This is a genomic window from Pseudomonas sp. LAMO17WK12:I5 (assembly GCF_900215165.1).
GTDB classification, from domain to species: domain Bacteria; phylum Pseudomonadota; class Gammaproteobacteria; order Pseudomonadales; family Pseudomonadaceae; genus Aquipseudomonas; species Aquipseudomonas putida_A.
This window is the reverse complement of the sequence record NZ_OBDS01000006.1, coordinates 264,646-286,929: the sequence shown is the minus strand read 5'-3', so window position 1 is coordinate 286,929 and position 22,284 is coordinate 264,646. Positions and strand designations below refer to the sequence as shown.

The window sequence follows — 22,284 nt, the reverse complement described above, 5'->3', positions numbered from 1 at the left end:
GCCCTGCGACAGCGTTCTGCGGCTGCGCGCTGTGGCGTGCAGCCGGACGACGGGCCGAATTCCACTGGCCGGAACCCTGCATGAAACGTCCCCGCCCCGCTCGACGCGCCCTGCTCGCAGTCCTTTGTCTGATTCCTGTTGTTGCCTACGCCGCATGGCAAATCATGCCTCCGGGACGCGAGCGCTTCGCCACCGTGCAAGTCAGCCGCGGCGACATTGAAAGCAGCGTCACTGCGCTGGGCACCCTGCAACCGCGCCGATATGTCGATGTCGGTGCGCAGGCCTCCGGGCAGATCCAGAAAATCCACGTCGAAGTCGGTGACGTGGTCAAGGAAGGTCAACTGCTGGTGGAAATCGATCCGTCCACGCAGAAGGCCAAACTCGACGCCGGACGCTTCTCCATCGAAAACCTCAAGGCGCAATTGCAGGAGCAGCGCGCCCAGCATGAACTGGCGCGGCAGAAGTATCAGCGTCAGCAGAATCTCGCCGCCGGCGGCGCCACCCGTGAAGAAGACGTGCAAACCGCCCGTGCAGAACTGAAAGCCACTCAGGCCCGCGTCGACATGTTCCAGGCACAGATCCGCCAGGCCGAAGCGAGCCTGCGCAGCGATCAGGCCGAACTCGGCTACACGCGGATCTACGCGCCGATGGCCGGCACCGTGGTTGCCCTCGACGCCCGCGAAGGCCAGACCCTCAACGCGCAACAGCAGACGCCGCTGATCCTGCGCATCGCCAAGCTGTCACCGATGACCGTGTGGGCCGAGGTTTCCGAGGCTGACATCGGTCACGTCAAACCGGGCATGACCGCCTACTTCACCACCCTCAGCGGCGGCCAGCGGCGCTGGAGCAGCACCGTGCGGCAGATTCTGCCGGTGCCGCCCAAGCCGCTGGACCAGACCAGCCAGGGCGGCGGCAGCCCAGCCAGCAGCAGTAAAAGCGGCAGCGCCCGCGTTGTGCTGTACACGGTTTTGCTCGACGTCGATAACGCCGACAACGCCTTGATGGCCGAGATGACCACTCAGGTGTTTTTCGTCGCCAATCAGGCCAAAGGCGTGCTCACCGCGCCGGTCGCCGCGTTGCAGGGCAGCACCACGGCCAACCTGCAAACCGCGCAGGTGGTGGCGGCCAACGGCGAGATTCAGCAACGCGAGGTACGCACCGGCATCAGCGACCGGCTCAAGGTGCAGATTGTCGACGGCCTCAACGAAGGCGATCACCTGTTGATCGGCCCGGTCGACGGCAGCGGAGGCTGAATGCAAACGCCTCTGATCGATCTGCAGGACATTCGCAAATCCTACGGCGGCGGTGACGCGCCTGAAGTTCACGTGTTGCGCGGCATCGACCTGTCGATTCACGCTGGTGAATTCGTGGCGATTGTCGGCGCTTCCGGCTCCGGCAAATCGACCCTGATGAACATCCTCGGCTGCCTCGACCGGCCGACCTCCGGCGAGTATCGCTTTGCCGGGGAAAACGTCGCCAGCCTCGACAGCGACGAGCTGGCCTGGCTGCGTCGCGAAGCCTTTGGATTTGTGTTCCAGGGCTATCACCTGATTCCGTCCGGCTCGGCCCAGGAAAACGTCGAGATGCCGGCGATCTATGCCGGCACCCCGGCCGCCGAACGTCACGCCCGCGCCGCTGCCCTGCTCGACCGCCTCGGTCTGGCCTCGCGCACCGGCAACCGCCCGCATCAGTTGTCCGGTGGCCAGCAGCAACGGGTGTCGATTGCCCGGGCGTTGATGAACGGCGGCCACATCATCCTCGCCGACGAACCCACCGGCGCCCTCGACAGCCACAGCGGCAAAGAGGTGATGGCGCTGCTCGACGAACTGGCGAGTCAGGGCCACGTGGTGATCCTCATCACCCACGATCGCGAAGTCGCAGCCCGAGCCAAACGCATCATCGAAATCCGCGACGGCCTGATCATCAGCGACAGCGCCCGCGACAATCCCCACGCCCAGACCAGCGCCAACCCCGGCGCGCTGCAAGCGGTGGATCTGCGCCAGCGTCTGGCCGACGGCGCCGAAGCCACTGGCGCGTGGAAAGGTGAACTGGTCGATGCCCTGCACGCGGCGTGGCGGGTGATGTGGATCAACCGCTTTCGCACAGCGCTGACCCTGCTCGGGATCATCATCGGCGTGGCGTCGGTGGTGGTGATGCTGGCGGTCGGTGAAGGCAGCAAACGCCAAGTGATGGCGCAGATGGGCGCGTTCGGTTCGAACATCATTTATCTGAGCGGCTCGGCGCCCAACCCGCGCACGCCGCCGGGGATCATCACCCTCGACGATGTGCACGCGCTGGCCAGCCTGCCGCAAGTGCAGCGGATCATGCCGGTCAACGGCGCCGAGGCCGGCGTACGTTACGGTAATGCCGACCACCTGAGTTACGTCGGTGGCAACGACACCAACTTCCCGGTGATCTTCAACTGGCCGGTGGTGCAAGGCAGTTACTTCACCGAGGCCGATGAGCAGAATGCTGCAGCCGTCGCGGTGATCGGCCACAAAGTCCGCAGCAAACTGCTCAAGGATGTGCCGAACCCGATCGGCCAATTCATCCTGATCGAGAATGTGCCGTTCCAGGTGGTCGGCGTGCTTGCGGAAAAAGGCGCCAGCTCCGGCGACTCCGACAGTGATAACCGCATCGCCATCCCTTATTCGGCGGCCAGCGTTCGGCTGTTCGGCACGCGCAATCCGGAATACGTGGCCATCGCCGCCGCCGACGCGCGCAAGGTCAAAGACACCGAGCAGGCCATCGAGCAACTGATGCTGCGCCTGCACAACGGCAAGAAGGATTTCGAACTGACCAACAACGCCGCGATGATCCAGGCCGAGGCGCGCACCCAGAACACCCTGTCGCTGATGCTCGGTTCGATTGCGGCGATTTCGCTGCTGGTCGGCGGCATCGGCGTGATGAACATCATGCTCATGACCGTGCGCGAGCGGACTCGCGAGATCGGCATTCGCATGGCCACCGGCGCACGTCAGCGCGACATCCTCCGGCAGTTCCTCACCGAAGCGGTGATGCTCTCGGTGGTCGGCGGCATTGCCGGCATCGCCCTGGCGCTGATCGTAGGCGGCGTGCTGATCCTCAGCGAAGTGGCCGTGGCTTTTTCCTTGATGGCGGTACTCGGCGCGTTCGGCTGCGCCCTGGTCACCGGTGTTGTCTTCGGCTTCATGCCTGCCCGCAAAGCTGCCCGGCTCGACCCGGTCACGGCCCTTACCAGTGAATGATCGATCTATGAAACCGCGCCTCAGCCTGTTGACCGTGTGCCTGATCCTCAGTGCCTGCGGCAGTCCCGTTCAGCGCCCGGACAGTGGCGTGCAAACGCCAACTGCCTGGCAGTCGCCCCATGGCGCCAGCGTTGCCCGCAACAACCCGCAGTGGTGGACGCAATTTGGCAGCCCGGAACTGGATCGTCTGATCGAACAGGCTCGCGTCGGCAGTTTCGACCTCGCGGCCGCCGCTGCTCGAGTGCATCAGGCGCAGGCGGCCACCGTCATCGCTGGCGGCTCACAGTTGCCGGAGGTCAAGGCCGGTCTGAATGCCAATCGGCAGAAACTGCTGCGCGGCAATGGCTACAGCCAACTCGATGCCAACAGCAGCAACAAGGCGGTGGACTATTTCGATACCAACCTGAGCGCCACCTACGAAATCGATTTCTGGGGCGGCAAACGCGCGTCTCGCGACAGTGCGCAGTTCGCTCTGCAGGCCAGCGAATTCGACCGGGCGACGGTAGAACTGACATTGCTCAGCGGCGTTGCCAGCACGTATGCGCAAACCTTGTCGCTACGCGAGCAGAGCCGCATCGCCGAACTCAATCTGGCCAACGCGCAAAGCGTGCTGAAACTGGTGCAGACGCGGTTTGATTCAGGCTCAGCCACCGCGCTGGAACTGGCGCAACAGAAGAGCCTGGTCGCCGCCCAGCAATGGCAATTGCCGCGCTTGCAACAGCAAGCCCAGGACGCGCTGATCAGCCTCGCCGCCCTCCTCGGCCGACCGGTGCAGCAACTGTCGGCGACAGAGTCCTTCGAGCACCTGCAATGGCCAGACATCGCCGCTGGCGTGCCCAGCGAGTTGCTCACGCATCGTCCGGACATCGCACGCGCCGAAGCCCAACTGGCCGCCGCCGAAGCTGACGTCAAAGTCGCTCGCGCGGCCATGTTGCCGGCACTGACCCTGACCGCCCAACTCGGCTCGGGCGCCAATCAGTTCGACGATTTGATCCGCAGCCCTTTCTACAACCTGACCGCCGGACTGGTCGCACCGATTTTCAATAACGGTCGCCTCGGCGCTGAACGCGACAAGGCCTCTGCGCGCCAGCAAGAGCTGCTGGAAACTTACCGTGGGGCGATCATCAACGGTTTCGCCGATGTGGAAAAAGCGCTCAATAGCATTCGCCGCCTGGATGAGCAGCGGTTGTGGCAGAACGAAGAACTGAATCAGGCGCAGACCGCATTCGACATCGCGCAGAGCCGCTACCAGGCCGGCGCTGAAGACTTGCTGACTGTCCTCGAAACCCAGCGCACCTTGTACGCAGCGCAGGACCAGAGCGTGCAACTGCGCCTGGCGCGGATGCAGGCGAGCATTGCGCTGTACAAGGCGCTTGGTGGCGGGTGGCAGACCTTGTAATTGCGGCGACTGACAGATCGCCTTCGCGAGCAGGCTCGCTCCCACATTTGAACGCGTTCCATCAGTAAGAATGCGTTCTCATGTAGAAGTCAGCCCGGACATTGTGGGCTGACACCTGAACCCGTGGGAGCGAGCCTGCTCGCGAATGATCGATGACGCAGCCCTCAAGTCGGGCTGGTTTTAGGCTTCAGATTGCGCGCATACCATGGCCGTTGCGGCACGCGGCGGAACAGGCCGGCGAGTTTTTCCTCGTCGGTGATGAAGGTGATGCGCAGCGCCAGCTTCATGGTTTCCGGATCCATCTCCACCGACTTGCCCATCTGCAAACCCGGCGTGGTGCTGCAGCCATGGGTGATCGGCCCGAGCCATGGGTCGTCGACTTCCACCCAACGCCCCGGGGCAAACCATGGCACGCCATTGACCTGCAGCCGCGTGACTTCGCCCGGATGGAACCGCTCGTGGGCGCGGAACCAGTCCTCGATGCGATCGTCGATCCAGCCATGGAAATGCCAGAACGTCGGGTTGACGTGGGAAGAAAACGGATCGCCGAGGAAATCGTTTTCGGCGTTGTACCAACGCGCCGCGAAGTCCGCCGGATCGCGGGCAAACGGCACCGGCTGACCGTTGGACGGATCGCGCGGCACAGAGGCCCAGCGCATATGCAGCCAGTCATGCAGACCCAACTCGACTTCGGAGCCGAACTGGCCGAGGGTGAGCCGGGCGAGGTACGCCGGATCGCGGTACTGCGATTCCCAGACCTGGAAGTTGCTTTCGTAGGTCTCGGCAGTCTTGATGTCGCTGACCCACTGACTGAATTCGTCATCACCCGCCGCCGTCCAGGTCGGTGGCAAGGCCGTGCCGTCGTGGTTGTCGAAATAGCGGGCGAAGCCAACGCGGTCGCGGATCAGCTCCGGCTGCGGCAGCGGGAAGAACGCCCAGGATGGCAGATCCTGCATCGAACGCGCCGTCCCGAGCATGTGCCGGTGCATGAAGAAAAAGTCCACGCCCGAGCCATTGCGATCCTTGCGCGGGCCACGGGCATCGCGCTCCTTGTCGCGCGGGCCGGGCTGCCAGCCGATGCCGCGCAAGGCCTCGCGTTTGTCCTCGGGCAGTTTGTGCCACTTGTCCCGGGTCGCATGCCACAACTGGTGAAACAGGCGATGCTCGGGAGAGATCAACCACGCCAGCAACGTCGGGTTGAGCGGCGTGCGCTCGCGCGCTTCGGGAAACAGCCGCTTGACGGCGACGAAGCGATTGTCCTGCGCCGGCAAGGCCAGCGACCGATCCAGGCGCAAGGCCTTGCCGCTGAGCGTGCCACTGCCGGCATTGCCGAAGTCGGCCCAGACCTCATCGAGGATCATCTCCAGCTCATAGCTGATCTGACCGTCAGCGCCGATCAGGCGCCAGCTCAGTTTCGCCGCATCGGCTTTCGCGAGGTCGCCCAGAATTCGATAACGCGGTATTTCAGCGGAACGCAGGCGCTCGGGCGTGTCGAGAAAACCGCACACGCCGCGCCCCTTCTGGCCGATGTCGAGAAACACTTGCAGACCCTTGAGCGGCAAGCCTTCGAGGCCGGCATCGGCACCTTCGAAACGGATATCCCACACCCCGCGCAACGCATTCGCCAGGCGCTGCCCGGCCATATCGGCGACGTCGAAAGACGCTTCACCCGGGGTGATCGTCGGGTCCGGCTTCGTCCATTCACGATGCCCGAAATACGCCGCAGGCACGGCAGCGCCGGTCAGCGCCAGGCCCGCCATGAACCATCGTCGAGAAATCTTCATTGCCCTACCTGTGTCAGCCATGAAGCAGGCTTTATCCAAGCTAGAACGTTTGTTGCCGCGGCAAATTTAACGCGCCAGGCGCTGATGACCCGTGGCGAGGGGATAAATCCCCTCGCCACAGCACCAGGCTTAAATTTTGCCGCCAACCACTCGTTCTTCCCAGATAGCGAAGGCCCCCGCGCCTGCACCTCGATGGCGAACCTGACTGAGATGGCAATGACAAAACCACGTTCGAAAAAGGCTCTATTCATCGGCCTGCCGTTGGCCCTGGCGATCAGCGCCGGCGCAGGCTTTGCCGTGTGGCATCACTGGTTCAAGGACGACCTCGGCTACCCGGCCAAAGTCATGAAGCAGGCCGATGAGCTGCACGAACGCATGCTCTCTTTCGACAGCCATGTCAGCCTGACGCAAAATTTCGGCACTGACGGCCACGAAGCCGACAAGGACGGCGACGGCCAGTTCGACCTCGCCAAGGCCAACCGCGGGCGCCTGTCCGGCGCCGCGCTGACCATCTTCGGCTGGCCGGAAATGTGGAACGGCCCGAACGCTCCGCACAAGCCGACACCCGGCTTCGTCGACGAGGCGCGCAATCAGCAGGAAATCCGCTTCAAGATCATCTCCGGGATGGTTCGCGACTACCCCAATCAGGTGGCCATCGCCTACACACCCGATGACTTCCGGCGCTTGCACGGCGAAGGCAAATTCGCGATTTTCATCAGCATGCTCAACGCCTATCCGCTGGGCCACGACCTCAACCTGCTGGACCTGTGGACCGCGCGCGGCATGCGCATGTTCGGTTTCAGCTACATCGGCAACAACGACTGGGCGGATTCGTCGCGGCCGCTGCCATTCCTCAATGATTCGCCGGACGCCCTCGACGGTCTCTCGGATCTGGGCAAGCAGGCGGTCAAGCGCCTCAACGATCTGGGCGTGATCATCGACGTCTCGCAAATGTCGACCAAAGCCCTCGAACAAGTTGCGCAGCTGAGCCGCACGCCGCTGGTGGCCTCGCATTCGGCGCCCCGTGCGATGGTCGACATCCCGCGCAACCTCAGCGACAAGGAAATGCAGCTGATCAAAAACAGCGGCGGCGTGGTGCAGATCGTCGCGTTCTCGCAGTACCTGCGTCCGCTCACCCAGCAAACCCAGGACAAGCTCAACGAGATGCGCAAGGACTTCGACCTGCCGCCGCTGCCGAACCTGGCGATGGCGCTGATGCCGGGCGACCCGATCATTGCGGCGTGGTCCGAGCAGAAGTTTGGTCAGTACGCCAGCCGCCTGTACGGCATCCTTGAAGAAGAGCCGAAAGCCAGCCTCAAGGATCTGGGCGATGCCATCGATTACGCCGTGCGCAAGATCGGCATCGACCATGTCGGCATCAGCTCCGACTTCAACGAAGGTGGCGGCGTCAAAGGTTTCGAGAACGTCGGCGAAATCCGTAACGTCACCGCCGAACTGATCTCACGCGGTTACTCCGAAGCGGACATCGCCAAGCTCTGGGGCGGCAACTTCCTGCGGGTCTGGGATCAGGTCGAGAAAGCCGCGAAACCGGCACTGGCCGCTGCGCCGGGAACTGCCCAGCCATGAGCAATCGTCGTGAGTTCTTGAAGCAGGCGGGGATTCTCGCGGCGGCGCTGCCACTGGGCGCGAGCCTGCCGAATGTCGCCTGTGCCGCGAACGCCGCGCCCGCGACCGGCAACAAGTGGACGCGGTTGCAGCAGCTGTTCGATCAGGATCCAGCGTATCTGCACTTCTCCAACTTTCTGATCACCTCGCACCCGAAACCGGTGCGCGAGGCGATTGAACGACACCGCGCCGCCCTCGACAAAAATCCCGGCCTGGCCATGGATTGGGACCTCGGCGTGATCGAACAGCGCGAGGAGAACGTGCGGGTCTGGGCCGGACGCTACCTGCAAGCCGACGCCAAACAGATCGCCCTGACCGGCAGCACCACCGAAGGTCTGGCGACGATCTACGGCGGCGTGCACGTGCGCCCCGATCAGGAAATCCTCACCACCGAGCACGAGCACTACGCGACCCACACCATCCTCGCCCTGCGTAGCGAACGCGACAGCACCCGGGTGCGCAAAATTCGCCTGTTCAAGGATTCGTACAGCGCCAGCAAGGCAGAAATCCTTGCTGCCATCGACGGCGCCATCCGCCCCGAAACCCGGGTGCTGGGCATGTGCTGGGTGCATTCGGGCAGCGGCATGAAACTGCCCATCGGTGAAATCGGCGCCATCGTCGACCAGCACAACCGCGGTCGCAGCGACGCTGACCGCATCGTTTACGTGGTCGACGGGGTGCATGGCTTCGGCGTGGACAACCTGAACTTCGCGCAGATGAACTGCGACTTCTTCATCGCCGGCACCCACAAGTGGATGTTCGGCCCACGTGGCACCGGCATCGTCTGCAGCCGCTTCGCCGAGGTCAGATACGTCACCCCGATCATTCCGACGTTCTCCGAAGCCACGGCGTTTTCCACCACCATGACGCCCGGCGGCTACCACTCGTTCGAGCACCGCTGGGCGCTGGACGAAGCGTTCAAATTGCATCTTGAGCTGGGCAAGGCCGAGGTCGAGGCGCGCATTCACGCGCTCAACAGCTACCTGAAACAACGCCTGCAGCAGCGTCCGCAGATCGAACTGGTGACGCCACTGAGCCCCGAACTGTCCGCCGGTTTCACCTTCTTCCGGGTCAAGGGCAAGGACAGCGACAAGATTGCCGCGCACCTGATGGCCAACCGCGTGGTGGCCGATGCCGTGCACCGCGACGTCGGCCCGGTGATTCGCACCGCGCCGGGGCTGCTCAACGACGAAGAGCAAATCGACCGCTTGCTGGCCGTGCTCGACCAGGCCCTTTGAATCCGGGCGATCCCCTTTTCCTTTTAGCGAGACTCGCAATGAACAGTGAACTGCGTCGATTTTCCTTGAAGGCGCTGCCGGCGCTGATGCTCACCGCCCTCGCCGCCGGCCTGCTGCCGGGTGCCGCGCAGGCCGCCACCCTGCCTGCGCCGGGCAAGGTGTTCAAGGACTGCAAGGACTGCCCGGAAATGGTCGTGCTGCCCACCGGCACGTTCACCATGGGCACCCCGGAGGATGAGGTCGGCCGCGAGCCGGATGAAGGGCCGCTGCACCCGGTGACGTTTGCCAAACCGCTGGCGATCAGCCGTTTCCAGATTCTGCGCGGCGAGTGGGACGCCTACCTCAAGGACAGCGGCTACAAGATGCCCGACGGCGACACGCGCCCCGGTCGCGCGTGCAAGGCCGGGATCCCGGATTATCAGGGCAGCGACCCGCGCAAGCAGTACACCGACAAGCACCCGGCGGTGTGCATGGATTTCCCGGAAGTCGAGGCTTACGTGGCCTGGCTGTCGAAGAAGACCGGCCAGCCCTATCGACTGGTCAGCGAGTCGCTGCGTGAATACGCCGCCCGCGCCGGCAGCACAGGGCCCTTCCCCTTCCCGTTCGACGAGGGCAAGGAATACAGCATCGCCAAACACGCCAATACTTACGGCGCCGCCGATGGCTACAACTTCACCGCGCCGGCCGGCAGCTTTCCGGCCAACGCCTTCGGCGTCTACGACATGCACGGCAATATTTATGAGTGGACCGCCGATTGCTACAACGAGAACTACGTTGGCGCGCCAAGCGATGGCAGTGCCTGGCTGAGCGGCAAGTGCGAAGTGCGGCGCATCCGTGGCAACGACTGGGGCGAGGCCCCGGTGTTCTCGCGTTCGGGCAACCGCAACGCCACCTACACCGACACCCGTGGCGACTGGATCGGCTTCCGGGTCGCCCGCGATCTGTAACGCCATCGCCCGGCTAAATTAGCCGTCCTGCCAGTCGTTCTACAGGTGGGCGCGATCCTCCATGGCGCGCCCACCGCCCTCTACGTCATCCAGGCGAACCCACGCGCAGTGCCGGTGTTCGCCGCTCCTTCAAGCAGGGAACCTCCATGAGCAAACCAACACGCGGGGTGATCAATGAATTGTTCGCCCTGCTCAAACCCTTTCGACTGATCGTCAGCGTGTCGATCCTGCTCGGCATGGTCGGTGGCCTGAGCGTCACCGCGCTGCTGGCGACCATCAACAACGTGCTGCACGCCGAGGGCGCACTGACCAGCACGATGGTCGCGGTGTTCGCCGGCCTGTGCCTGCTGGCGCTGACCAGCTCGATCTTTTCCGACATCGGCACCAATTTCGTCGGCCAGCACATCATCGCCAAATTGCGCAAAGAGCTGGGCGAGAAAGTCCTTTCGGCGCCGATCGAGCAGATCGAGCGCTATCGCAGCCATCGGCTGATTCCGGTGCTGACCCACGACGTCGACACCATCAGCGACTTCGCTTTCGCCTTTGCGCCGCTGGCGATTTCCCTGACTGTTACCCTCGGTTGCATGGGCTACCTGGCGATGTTGTCGTGGCCGATGTTCCTGATGATGGCGGTGGCGATCCTGATCGGCACGGTCATTCAATACATCGCACGCGGGCGCGGCATGCAGGGTTTCCTCAAGGCCCGTGACTACGAAGACGAGTTGCAAAAGCACTATCACGCAGTCGCCGAGGGCGCCAAGGAGCTGCGCATCCACCGCCCGCGCCGGCATCGCATGTTCGTCTCGGGCATCGAAGGCACGGCCGACAAGATCTGCGACACGCAGGTGCGTTCGGTGAACATTTTTGTGGTCGCCAAGACCTTGGGTTCGATGCTGTTCTTCGTGGTGATCGGCCTGGCGCTGGGCCTGCAATCGCTGTGGCCGAGCGCCGACAAAGCGGTGATGAGCGGCTTCGTGCTGGTGCTGCTGTACATGAAAGGGCCGCTGGAACACATCATCGGCACCCTGCCGATCGTCAGTCGCGCGCAAATCGCGTTCCGCCGGATCGCCGATCTGTCCGAACAGTTTTCCTCCCCAGAGCCGCACCTGCTGCTCAGCGATCAGGGCCACCAAAAGACCCCAGTGCACAGCCTGGAACTGACCGATGTCTCGTACAGCTTCCCGACGGTAGAAGGCGCCAAGCCGTTCCGGCTGGGGCCGGTGAACCTGAAAATCGAACAGGGCGACATCATTTTCATCGTCGGCGAAAATGGCTGCGGCAAGACCACGCTGATCAAGTTGCTGCTGGGCCTGTACGCGCCACAGCAAGGCGAAATCCGCCTCAACCAGCAGCTCGTCGATGCCGCCAACCGCGACGATTACCGTCAGTTGTTCACCACGATCTTCGCCGACTATTACCTGTTCGACGACGTGGTTCAGGGCGATACGCATATCCCGGAAGACGCCAACCAATACCTGGAGCGCCTGGAAATTGCGCACAAGGTCAGTGTGCGTGACGGCTCGTTCACCACCACCGACCTGTCCACCGGCCAGCGCAAGCGTCTGGCCCTGATCAACGCCTGGCTGGAAGAGCGTCCGGTGCTGGTGTTCGACGAGTGGGCCGCCGATCAAGACCCGACCTTCCGGCGGATTTTCTATACCGAGCTGCTGCCGGACCTGAAGCGTCTGGGCAAGACCATCATCGTCATTTCCCACGACGATCGTTACTTCGATGTCGCCGACCAACTGGTGCGCATGAGCGCCGGCAAAGTGGTCACTGAGCTGCAACCCGCCTGACTGTGAAAATTTTGTAAAAAATTTGCGTTGAGCTTTCCGGTTTTCGGAAGGCTCAACGTCTTACTAACAGTTAATAGAAATAGTTCTCAGTCAACACTTTGAAGAGTAGAAGAACAATGCCCGCACCGCACGGACTCCACCCGCTCGCCAAGGCCCTGCTGATCCGCCGCTCCTTCCGTTGCACCTTGCCCGCGTTCTGCGCCATGGCCCTGACTGTGCCGATGATCGGCCAGGCCCAGGCCGCCGCCGTGGCGATCAATATTCCTGCACAGTCGCTGGGGAGCGCGTTGCAGGAATTTGGTCGCCAGACCAACCTCCAAGTGCTTTACAGCCCGGATGAAGTCAGCGGCCTGCGCAGCAGCGCCGTCAGTGGCAACCTGGAACCGACCGCCGCCATCGCGCAACTGCTGCAAGGCACCAACATCGCCTACAGCGTCGAGGGCAACAACGTCGCCTTGCGTTCGCGCAGCAGCGGCGGTGCCAGCCTCGATCTGGCCCCGACCAGCATTTCCGCCACCGCCGAATCGGCCTGGGGCCCGGTCGACGGGATCGTCGCCAAGCGCAGCGCCACCGGTTCGAAGACCGATTCGTCGCTCAAGGAAATCCCGCAGACCATCAACGTCGTCACTCAAGACGAAATCAAGATGCGCGGCTCGAAGACCGTCACCGAGGCCCTGCAATACACGCCGGGCATGACCGGCGGCGGTTTCTCGGACCGGGTGAAGATCTTCGACGAACCGACGTCCCGTGGCTTCTCCCCTACTCCGCTGTACCTCGACGGCCTGCACATGCCTTACGGCGGCGGCAGCACCGGTGGTTCGCTGCAGATCGACCCGTACACCCTGGAGCGCGTTGAAGTGCTCAAGGGTCCGGCCTCGGTGCTGTACGGCCAGAACCAGCCGGGCGGTATCGTCAACATGGTCAGCAAGCGTCCGACCGCGACCCCGCTGCACGAAGTGAAGCTCGGTGGCGGCAGCTATGACCGCAAGTACGGTGCCTTCGACCTCGGCGGTCCGATCGACGATCAAGGCGAATTTCTCTATCGCCTGACCGGTGTGGTCAACGACAGCGGCTCGGCCATCGACTACGCCAGCCAGAACCGCATGCTGCTGGCGCCAAGCCTGACCTGGCTGCCCAACGACCAGACCACCATCACCGTGTTCGGTCAGTACCAGAAAGACCACGATGTACCGGAAGCCCAAGGCCTGCCGGCCAACGGCACCGTGCATCGCAGCCAGGCCGGGCGCATCAGCCGCAGCCTGTTCCTCGGCGAGCCGGACGTGAACAAGTACCACCGCGAGCAGTTCGTCGTCGGTTACGAGATCGCTCACGAACTCAACGATGTCTGGACTCTGAAGCAAAACGCGCGTTACGCCGACATCAACGACCAGTACGTGGCGCCGCTGCACGGTTATGCGTTCCCGACCAACCCGGTTACCGGCCTCAACGACGGCAGCTACCAGAGCCGTTATGCGGTGGACTGGTCGCAGCACAACAAGGTCTACGGCATCGATAACATCGCCCAGGCCAAGTTCCACACCGCCGACGTCGAGCACACTGTGCTGCTGGGTGTGGACTACTACCACTACAATTCGAAATTCCTCGGCCTGTACGACCGCACCGCTCCAGGTCTGGACCTGTACAACCCGGTGTATGGCAGCCAGATCAATTTCCGTCAGCCGTACAAATGGGACAACACCATCACCCAGACCGGCCTGTACGCTCAGGATCAACTGCGCTGGAACCAGTGGTTCCTGACCCTCGGCGGTCGGTATGACTTCGCCGAAACCGACAACAAGCAACCGCTGAGCGGCGGCCACAGCAACCAGAAAGACGAGAAGTTCACCGGGCGTGCCGGCCTGGGCTACGAGTTCGACAACGGCATCACGCCGTACATCAGCTACGCCGAATCGTTCCTGCCGCAAACCGGTACCGACATGAGCGGCGGCGCCTTCGAACCGACCACCGGCAAGCAGTACGAAGTCGGCGTCAAGTACGAGCCGAAGTCGATCGACGGCTTCATCCAGCTGTCGGCGTACCAGATCGACCAAGACAATATGCTGACCACCGACCTCAACAACCCGGGCTTCAGCACCCAGAGCGGCTCCGTGCGTTCGCGCGGTATCGAGCTGGAAGGCAAGGTCAACGTCACCCGCAACCTGCGCGTGCTGGCGGCGGTGTCGCGTAACCAGACCAAGTGGGAGAAAGACAACGACGGTCGCGAAGGTCGCACTCTGGCCATGCGTCCACCGCTGACCGCCTCCGCGTGGGTCAACTACGACTTCGACATCTCCACCGCCCTCGCCGGTTTCGGCATGGGCCTGGGCGCCCGTTACGTGCGCAGCAGCTACGGTTCGGATTACGAGTCGGACTCGTTCCAGATTCCGTCCTACACCGTGTATGACGCCATGGTCTCTTACGACCTGGAGAAATCACCGCTGCATGTCAAAGGCGTGAAACTGCAAGCCAATCTGCAAAACCTCACCGACGAGAAATACGTGGCCGCGTGCAACGGTACCCTCGATTGCTACTACGGCGAAGGTCGGACCATGACTGCTGACGTGACCTATAACTGGTAATACGTTTAGCGCTCACTGAAACGCCGGCATTTTGCTGGCGTTTTTTTTGGGGACTTGGCGGCCTTTGGGCCGACCAGGCTCTTGGGGTTTTGGGTGTATATCCGTTTCTGCGGGTGCTGCCGCTGGCGGTTTCGCTCTTACAGCGAGTCACCTTTTCCAGACGCCGAAAAGGTAACCCAAAAGGCTTTGCCCCGGCGTACGGCACTTCGCTTAGGCTCAGTGTTCCCTCGCTACGGCGTCCATCCGGGGGCATCGCCTCCGGTTTGCTTCGCTGCACCTCCTCTCGATGTATGCGGCTTCGCCGCATGGCGCTGCGCGCCTAACCCCCGGATGAACACCTACGCTCGGCCTGCCGAAGGGGCAAAAGATCAAAAGCTAAAGCCACATCAAAAGCCAGATCAAGAGCCCCTCACCCCAGCCCTCTCCCGGAGGGAGAGGGAACTGATCGCGGTGTTTGGGAGAGGTGCGCCGACGTGAAATACCGAGTCGAACACCAATTTTGAAAAGCCCAAAAATTGGCCCCCTCTCCCTCCGGGAGAGGGCTGGGGTGAGGGGCAAGAGCACCACAAAACCAAAGCCGAATCCCGTGCTCTGCACCACTCAATAGGCCGAGTGTCAGCTCGCCTGCTTTTGATGTTGATCTGTAAGGCGACGTCGGAAGGCTGAGTGGAGGGATTCATCCGGGGTGGGAGCGCAGCGACCGTTTGGCGCAGCCAAACACAGCGAGAGGAGGTGCAGCGAAGCAAACCGGAGGCGCTGCGCCCGGATGGAGCCCGGAGCGAAGGGACCCCGAGCCCCAGCGAGCGGGCCGAACGTAGGAGCAAGCGTTTTTTTGCTTACTTTTTTTAGGCGTTTGTAAAAAAAGTGAGTCGCCGTAAGGGCGGAACCTTAGGCGGCCGTTACCGCAGCAACGGATATTCACCCACTCACCCCCCACCCCGTCAAGCCAAAGCAAACACCTCTACCAAACGCCCAGCAATCAACCCCAGCGCCTCTTCAGCCTCATCAACAATCGCCCCCATCCGCATGAAGTCATGGGTCATGCCAGCGTAAACCTGCAAGTCAACCGCAACCCCCGCCGCCTGCAAATGCCGGGCATAAGCCACCCCCTCATCGTGCAACGGATCACACTCGGCCAACACCATCAACACCGGCGCGACATTGGCCGGGACTTCGCCGAGCAACGGCGAGAAACGCGGATCAAGACGATCGCTGGCATCACGCTGATAGTGCTCGTAAAACCACTGCAGCGAAGCCTTTTCCAGCAGATAACCTTCGGCAAAACGCTCGATCGAAGGCGTAGTGCGACTGGCATCGGTAACCGGATAAATCAGCACCTGCAAACGCGGCTGCACAGCAGCATCCGTCAGTTGCGCAGCCAGCACCGTGGCCAGGCTGCCACCGACGCTGTCGCCGGCAATCGCCAGCCGCGCCGCATCGATGCCCAGATCAGCAGCACTCGCCACCAGCCAGTCCCAGGCATCGCGGACGTCGTCGGCCGCTGTCGGGAAACGATGTTCCGGCGCCAGTCGATACGCCACCGACAGCACCACACAATCGGCTAGCGCGGCCAACGCACGGCACAACGAATCATGCGAGTCGAGGCTGCCGACCACATAGCCGCCGCCATGGAAATACAACAGTGCCGGACGACCGGCACCCGCCTGCAACGGATGATTGCTGTAGATCCGTGCGTTCAACAGTGCACCGTCACGCACCGGCAATTGCAGCTCATCCACCACGGCCAGTTCTTCACCGCCGGCGTCCATCAGCAACGATGACTGATCGAACTGTTCACGGGCCTCGCTCGGGCTCAACTCGTGCATGCCGACGCGTTTGCCACTGGCCCGGCCGTTGCCGACCAATTGCAGAAATGCGGCGATATCAGGATTCAATGACATTCAAATCTCCAAAGCGATCGGGCGCCAGCAGCGCCCGATCGGTTTTGCTTGGGTTTCACAGCAGGTTTCAGGACATGACTACTGATTCAACGATCTGGCCGAGCATTTCTTCAGCCTCGGACAGGAAAGTTTCATCGCGCGGGATCTGGAAGTGCCCGCAATCCAGCCATTCACCGCCCATGCCCGGCTGGTCGAGTTGCGCCGCCAGCTCCAGTGCCTCGGCTTCGCGACCCAAGGTCCACCAGCACGTCGGGTTGACGGTCAGCGGCGCACAGCGCTCAAGCTTGAGCGACAACTGCTTGAGCCGGCGCGCCACGCTGAACACCTGCGCCAGTTCTTCGGCACCCAGCGCCACATAAGTCGACGCCCCGCGCTCGGCGCTCATGGCACGCTGGAACAGCGCACGCAGGTTGTGCGGCGTTTCTTCACCATCGATGGGCAGGCCCGGTGCGGCGTCCGGCAGCGTCACCTGCAGGAAGTCGCGCAGGTCGGCTTGCCAGTCATCGACAGCCCCGGCGTCGACCGCCGCCGACGGCACGAAGCTGTCGACCAGCCCGACAAACTTGACCTGTTGCCCGGCCTGCTCTAGTTGCGCGGCGATCAACATCGCCAGCGTTCCGCCCAGCGACCAGCCCAGCAGGTGATACGGCCCCTGCGGCTGTTTCTGGCGAATCTGCGCCAGGTAATCACTGGCCATTTCCTGCAGCGAGGTGTCGTTGAACGCCGGATCCAGCAGCATCCGCGACTGAATCGCCAACACCTGGCGTTGACCGCTCAGGCGCCGCGCCAGCGGCTCGTAGTCGAACACCGTGCCGAAACCGGCGTGCAGGCAGAACAGCGGCGCCACGCCCTTGACCTCGGCGTTCATCGCCAGCAACCCGGAGGCTTTTTCCGCCGTGCCCTGAACACTGGCTACCAGTTCGCCGATGCTCGGTTTCTGCATCAGATCGCGCAGTTTCAGGCTCAGGCCCTGAGCCTTGAGCACACGGCTGCGGGCAACCACTTGCAGGCTGAGGATCGAGTCGCCACCCAGTTCGAAGAAGTTGTCGGTGAGGCCAACGCGTTCGATTTTCAGCACGTCCTGCCAGATCTTCGCCAGGGCCTTTTCCAGCTCGGTGCGCGGTTCGACGTAGGCCAGGCGCTGTTCAGCGTCCGGATTCGGCAGGGCCTTGCGGTCAAGTTTGCCGTTCGGTGTCAGCGGCATGCGCTCAAGCACCATCAGGTGTGCCGGCACCATGTAATCCGGCAGGCTGGCCTTGAGTTGCTCGCGCAGACGTTCGCCCAAACCGTCGGCCGGCGTCTCGGCAGCGACCAGTACGTAGCCGAGCAGTTGCTTGCCGCTGACACCCTCGCGGGCCACCACGGCGGCGTCACGCACGCCCGGCTGCTGCTTGAGGCGCGCTTCGATTTCACCCAGCTCGATGCGGAAACCACGGATTTTCACCTGATGGTCGATCCGCCCGAGGTAATCGACGGTGCCGTCGGCACGCTGGCGCACCAGGTCGCCAGTGCGGTAGAGGCGACTGCCATCGGCACTGAACGGGTTGGCAACGAAACGTTCGGCGGTGCCACCGGCACGCCCCAGATAACCGCGCGCCAACGCACCACCCAGGTACAACTCACCGGCAATGCCGGCCGGCAGCGGGTTGAGATCGCTGTCGAGCACATAACCGCTGCGCTCGCCGACCACGCTGCCGATCGGCGCATAGGCCGCACCGCATTGATCGTCGACCGCGGCCTTCCAGATCAGCGGCGTGACCACCGTTTCGGTCGGGCCATAGCCGTTGATGATGTACTGCGGTTGCAGTGCGCGTTTGGCCAGTTCGAAACTCGCCACCGGCACCGCGTCCCCGCCGAAGCAGTAGATCCGTACCGGCGGCGGATTGCCGTGCTGCTCAGCGTGTTCGGCCAGTTGCTGCAGGTACACCGGCGGGAACGCGGCCACGGTCACGCCGTGCTGATGCAGGGCGTCGTAGGTCTGTTCCGCAGTCCACAGGCTGTCGTCACGAATCAGCAAACGCGCGCCGTGCGTCAGGGTGGTCAGCCAGCGTTCATGCGCGCCGTCGAAGGCGAATGACATGAAGTGCAACTCGCAATCGGCCGCGCTCATTTCGTAACGCTGACCGATCGCCTGGCAGTGCATCGCCAGCGGCCCGTGCGCCACGCCGACACCTTTCGGCTGACCGGTGGAGCCGGAGGTGTAGATCACGTAGGCCAGGTTGCCCGGCTGCACCGCGACCTGCGGCGCCGAATCCGGCTGAGTGCGCAGGTCCAGTTGATCGAGTTCCAGCACATGCAGGTTGGCCTGGGTCGGCAGCACCTGACGCAGACTCGAATCGCTGAGCAGCAAGGCGATGCCCGAATCGTGCATCAGATAACTCAAGCGCTCGCGCGGATAAGTCGCGTCCAGCGGCACGTAGGCCCCCCCGGCCTTGAGCACCGCCAACAGCGCGACGATCATGTTTTCGCTGCGTGGCAGGGCCACACCGACCCGCACTTCCGGACCGACACCTTCGGCGATCAGCGCATGCGCCAGACGATTGGCCCGCGCTTCGATCTGGCCATAACTGAAGGCCTGCTCATTGAAGATCACTGCGGTTTGTTCGGCACGCTGCGCGGCCCACCCGGCAATGCGCTGGTGTACCAGCGTGGTCTGCGCTTGCGCGACAACGTCCGGCGCGGGCGAGACTTGACCGGTCGGCAGACCGATGCGTCCCAGCGCCTGCCCGGCGTCCTGAACCAGGGCCGTGAGCAGGCCTTCCATGTTGCTGCGGATGCCTTCCACAGTCGCCAGATCAAAATGTTCGCGCAGGAACATGTACTCGATCACCAGCCCGTCTTCGAGGGTGACCATCAGGTCCATCGGGAAGTTGGTCAGGCCCGAGTTATTGATTTCGCCAAACTTCAGCGAATCATCGCGCCACTCGCGCAGCGCCTGATCGATCGGGTGGTTTTCGAACACGATGATGCTGTCGAACAGCGACTGCCCGGCACGCCCGCCCCAACGCTGGACGTCGGTCAGCGGGGTGTATTCGCGCTCGCGCATCTCCAGGTTGAAATCCTGCAACTCGCGCAACCAGGCGCCCACGGCTTGCTCGGCCGGCACGTCCTTGATCACCGGCAAGGTGTTGATGAACAGGCCGAGGATCGATTCCGACGCCGGCAGACTCGCCGGACGCCCCGCCACCGTGGCGCCGAACGCCACGCAACGCTGCCCACTGTACCGGCTCAGCAGCACCAGCCACGCGCCCTGCACCAAGGTGTTGAGGGTGACCTGCTGCGACTGGGCAAAGGCTTTCAACTGCTCGGTGCGGGTTGCGCCCAAACGGCTGTACAGCGCCTGGTGACCGCGACCACTGCCGGTGCGCGTCACCGCGTCCGCCAGATAGGTCGGCTCGTCGAGCAGGCTCAGGTGCTGACGCCAGAAACCTTCGCTGGCATTCGCGTCCTGCTGCTGCAGCCAGTTGATGTAACCGCGGTACGGCACCGCGTCGGCCAGTGGTCGTCCGGAATACTGGCTCAGCACTTCACCGATCAACTGCGAACTGCTCCAGCCGTCGATCAGGATGTGATGGTAAGTCCAGATCAGCTGATAGCTGTGCTCGCCGACTTGCACCAGCGTCAGCCGTTGCAGCGGTGGCTGGTCAAGATCGAAGCCCTTGGCCCGCTCGGCATCCGCCAGGCCTTGCAAGGCTTCGGCCGAATGATCCTGCTCACGCCAGTCGAGCAGACTGAACGGCAACTGCGGATCGGCGAGCACGAATTGCAGCGGCTCGGCCATGTCCTGCCAGAGGAAACCGGTGCGCAGAATGTCGTGGCGACGGCTGACGGTTTCCCACGCGGCTTGCAGACGCAGCGGCTCAAGACCCTGCACCGGAACGCTCAACTGATTGACGTACAGGTCCGATTCCGGCGAATTCAGGCCGAGGAACAGCATGCCCTGCTGCATCGGCGACAAGCGATAGAGCCCGTCCAGTTGCCCGGCCGGCAGTGGCAGTTGCGCCAATTGCGCCTCGCTCAAGCCGTGCAGCGGCAGGTCGATCAGCGCCGGGGCCGGCGCCACACGCCCTTCAGCCTGCACGCACAGGGCCAGTTGCTGAATGGTCGGTTGCTGGAACAGGTCTTTCGGGCTCAGCTCCAGCCCTTGCTGACGGGCGCGACTGACCACCTGAATCGAGATGATCGAATCGCCGCCCAAGGCAAAGAAACTGTCGTGGGTGCTGACCTGTTCAAGGCCGAGCACTTCTTTCCAGATCTCCACCAGCACCTGCTCGGTAGCATTCGCCGGTTCGACATGCAGCTGCGCGGCGCTGAGCTCCAGTGCTGGCAGGCGCTTGCGGTCGATCTTGCCGTTGGGGGTCAGCGGCAGTTGCGCCAGCCACAGGCGGTGGCTCGGCACCATGTAGTCCGGCAGGGTTGCGCTCAGCCAGTTGCCGAGGGCTTGCTGGAGTTCGGCCTGTTGCTCGGCGTTGGCGTCGATGATCGCCGGATCGCTCGGCACCAGATAGGCAATCAGTTGCTGACTGCCCGACACTTCGCTGGCCACGACCACCGCTTCACGCACGGCGGCATGCGCCAGCAGACGCGCTTCGATTTCGCCCAGCTCGATACGCAAACCGCGAATCTTCACCTGATGGTCGATCCGGCCCATGTACTCCAGCTCGCCCTCTTCGCGCTCTCGAATCAGGTCGCCGGTGCGGTACATGCGCTGGCCGCTGCCGACGAAAGGATTCGGCACGAAGCGCTCGGCGGTCATCGCCGCACGCCCCAGATAACCGCGCGTGATGCCGGCGCCGGACAGGTACAGCTCGGCCGAAACACCCTGCGGAACCGCGTGCAAATCGGCATCCAACAGATGGCTGGCGCTGTGCTCGAGCGCGCGCCCGATCCGTGCCTGACCACCGGCACTGCGGCGGGTCCAGGTCGAGTAAGTGGTGTCTTCCGACGGGCCGTACAGGTCGTAGACGTGCTCGACCGTCGACTGCTGATACAGCGCCTCCACCAGCGCTTGTTTCAGCGGCTCACCCGCCAGGTTGATGATGCGCACGCTCGGCGGAATCTGCCCGGCACGCTGCAGCGCGGCAATTGCCGACGGCACGGTGTTGATCAGGCGCACCTGATCGCGGGCCGACAGTTGCGGCAGCTCCAAGGCATTACGGGCGATGATCAGCGAGCCGCCGTTGGCCAACGTGACGAACAGCTCCCACACCGACAGGTCGAAGCACACCGAAGTCGAGGCCAGCACGCCTTGAATGTCCTCGCGGCTGTAGACCTTGGCCGACCAGTCGATCAGCGCCATGACGTTGCGATGGGCAATCGCCACGCCTTTCGGTTTGCCGGTGGAGCCGGAGGTGTAGATCACGTAGGCGAGGTTGTCCGGTTGCACCGCAGTCTGTGGCCCAACAGTCGAATAACCGCTCAACGAAACCTGATCCATCAGCAGCACTTGCGTATCGCCCGGCACGCTCAGGGTCGCGGCAACGGCCTGTTCGGTCAGCAACACCCGCGCGCGGCTGTCTTCGAGCATGTAGGCAACGCGATCCGCCGGGTAATCCGGGTCCAGCGGCACGTACGCACCGCCAGCCTTGAGCACCGCAAGCAAGGCAATCAGCAATTGCTCGGAACGCGGCATCGCCACGCCCACCCGCACTTCCGGACCAACACCCAACTCAAGCAGTTTGTGCGCCAGACGATTGGCCTGCGCGTCCAGCTCGGCGTAGGTCAGTTGCGTATGGGCGAAGGTCACCGCCAAGGCATCCGGGGTCGCCGCCACTTGACGGGCGATGG

Annotated in this window: 11 protein-coding genes (1 of these 11 only partly in view); 8 read left to right on the top strand and 3 right to left on the bottom strand. The window is 63.2% G+C overall.

Annotated features, from left to right (window positions below; all coding sequences use genetic code 11):
• The first annotated feature begins 80 nt into the window (after positions 1–80).
• From CRO59_RS12665 to CRO59_RS12655, 3 genes are read left to right on the top strand one after another with little or no spacing between them, the layout of a single operon-like run.
• Complete coding sequence (locus CRO59_RS12665; protein ID WP_097087695.1) at positions 81–1,253, top strand: efflux RND transporter periplasmic adaptor subunit; 1,173 nt, start codon at positions 81–83, stop codon at positions 1,251–1,253.
• Positions 1,254–3,227, top strand: a complete 1,974-nt coding sequence (locus CRO59_RS12660) for a MacB family efflux pump subunit (protein WP_097087693.1) — start codon at positions 1,254–1,256, stop codon at positions 3,225–3,227.
• A 7-nt stretch (positions 3,228–3,234) separates the two neighbouring features.
• Entirely contained in the window at positions 3,235–4,626 is a 1,392-nt protein-coding gene (locus CRO59_RS12655) for an efflux transporter outer membrane subunit (RefSeq protein ID WP_097087691.1), read from the top strand.
• Positions 4,627–4,790: 164 nt separating this feature from the next.
• Here CRO59_RS12655 and CRO59_RS12650 read toward each other — a convergent pair whose 3' ends face one another.
• Positions 4,791–6,410, bottom strand: coding sequence for a PvdJ/PvdD/PvdP-like protein (locus CRO59_RS12650; RefSeq protein ID WP_097087688.1), 1,620 nt, complete (start codon positions 6,408–6,410; stop codon positions 4,791–4,793).
• A 216-nt stretch (positions 6,411–6,626) separates the two neighbouring features.
• On the opposite strand from CRO59_RS12650, the gene pvdM reads away from it, so the two are divergent.
• From pvdM to CRO59_RS12625, 5 genes are all read left to right on the top strand, one after another.
• Positions 6,627–7,997 (top strand): pyoverdine-tailoring dipeptidase-like protein PvdM, encoded by a 1,371-nt coding sequence (gene pvdM, locus CRO59_RS12645; protein WP_027614032.1) that lies wholly within the window; start codon positions 6,627–6,629, stop codon positions 7,995–7,997.
• On the top strand, positions 7,994–9,274 hold the full coding sequence (locus CRO59_RS12640) for an aminotransferase class V-fold PLP-dependent enzyme (RefSeq protein ID WP_097087686.1): 1,281 nt from the start codon (positions 7,994–7,996) through the stop codon (positions 9,272–9,274). Before pvdM ends, CRO59_RS12640 begins: the two co-directional genes overlap by 4 nt.
• Before the next feature lie 38 nt (positions 9,275–9,312).
• On the top strand, positions 9,313–10,221 hold the full coding sequence (locus tag CRO59_RS12635) for a formylglycine-generating enzyme family protein (protein WP_097087684.1): 909 nt from the start codon (positions 9,313–9,315) through the stop codon (positions 10,219–10,221).
• Positions 10,222–10,367: 146 nt separating this feature from the next.
• Positions 10,368–12,017: a cyclic peptide export ABC transporter gene (locus tag CRO59_RS12630; protein ID WP_007968743.1), complete on the top strand. Its 1,650-nt coding sequence runs from the start codon at positions 10,368–10,370 to the stop codon at positions 12,015–12,017.
• Positions 12,018–12,133: 116 nt separating this feature from the next.
• Complete coding sequence (locus CRO59_RS12625; RefSeq protein ID WP_097087682.1) at positions 12,134–14,596, top strand: TonB-dependent siderophore receptor; 2,463 nt, start codon at positions 12,134–12,136, stop codon at positions 14,594–14,596.
• Positions 14,597–15,537: 941 nt separating this feature from the next.
• Here the strand turns inward: CRO59_RS12625 and CRO59_RS12620 are convergent.
• Positions 15,538–16,497: an alpha/beta hydrolase gene (locus CRO59_RS12620; RefSeq protein ID WP_097087680.1), complete on the bottom strand. Its 960-nt coding sequence runs from the start codon at positions 16,495–16,497 to the stop codon at positions 15,538–15,540.
• Between the two features lie 67 nt (positions 16,498–16,564).
• Positions 16,565–22,284: the 3' end of a non-ribosomal peptide synthetase gene (locus tag CRO59_RS12615; RefSeq protein WP_097087679.1), read on the bottom strand. 9,274 nt of this gene lie beyond the right edge of the window; the window shows 5,720 of its 14,994 coding nt (coding positions 9,275–14,994); the start codon falls outside the window, past its right edge; the stop codon is at positions 16,565–16,567.

What these genes read in the sequence shown, in the direction of transcription:
- CRO59_RS12630 (WP_007968743.1), top strand. Translation starts at nt 10,368, where the DNA reads ATGAGCAAACCAACACGCGGGGTGATCAATGAATTGTTCGCCCTGCTC.
- CRO59_RS12635 (WP_097087684.1), top strand. Translation starts at nt 9,313, where the DNA reads ATGAACAGTGAACTGCGTCGATTTTCCTTGAAGGCGCTGCCGGCGCTG.
- CRO59_RS12620 (WP_097087680.1), bottom strand. Translation starts at nt 16,497, where the DNA reads ATGTCATTGAATCCTGATATCGCCGCATTTCTGCAATTGGTCGGCAAC.
- CRO59_RS12655 (WP_097087691.1), top strand. Translation starts at nt 3,235, where the DNA reads ATGAAACCGCGCCTCAGCCTGTTGACCGTGTGCCTGATCCTCAGTGCC.
- CRO59_RS12665 (WP_097087695.1), top strand. Translation starts at nt 81, where the DNA reads ATGAAACGTCCCCGCCCCGCTCGACGCGCCCTGCTCGCAGTCCTTTGT.
- pvdM (WP_027614032.1), top strand. Translation starts at nt 6,627, where the DNA reads ATGACAAAACCACGTTCGAAAAAGGCTCTATTCATCGGCCTGCCGTTG.
- CRO59_RS12625 (WP_097087682.1), top strand. Translation starts at nt 12,134, where the DNA reads ATGCCCGCACCGCACGGACTCCACCCGCTCGCCAAGGCCCTGCTGATC.
- CRO59_RS12660 (WP_097087693.1), top strand. Translation starts at nt 1,254, where the DNA reads ATGCAAACGCCTCTGATCGATCTGCAGGACATTCGCAAATCCTACGGC.
- CRO59_RS12640 (WP_097087686.1), top strand. Translation starts at nt 7,994, where the DNA reads ATGAGCAATCGTCGTGAGTTCTTGAAGCAGGCGGGGATTCTCGCGGCG.
- CRO59_RS12650 (WP_097087688.1), bottom strand. Translation starts at nt 6,410, where the DNA reads ATGAAGATTTCTCGACGATGGTTCATGGCGGGCCTGGCGCTGACCGGC.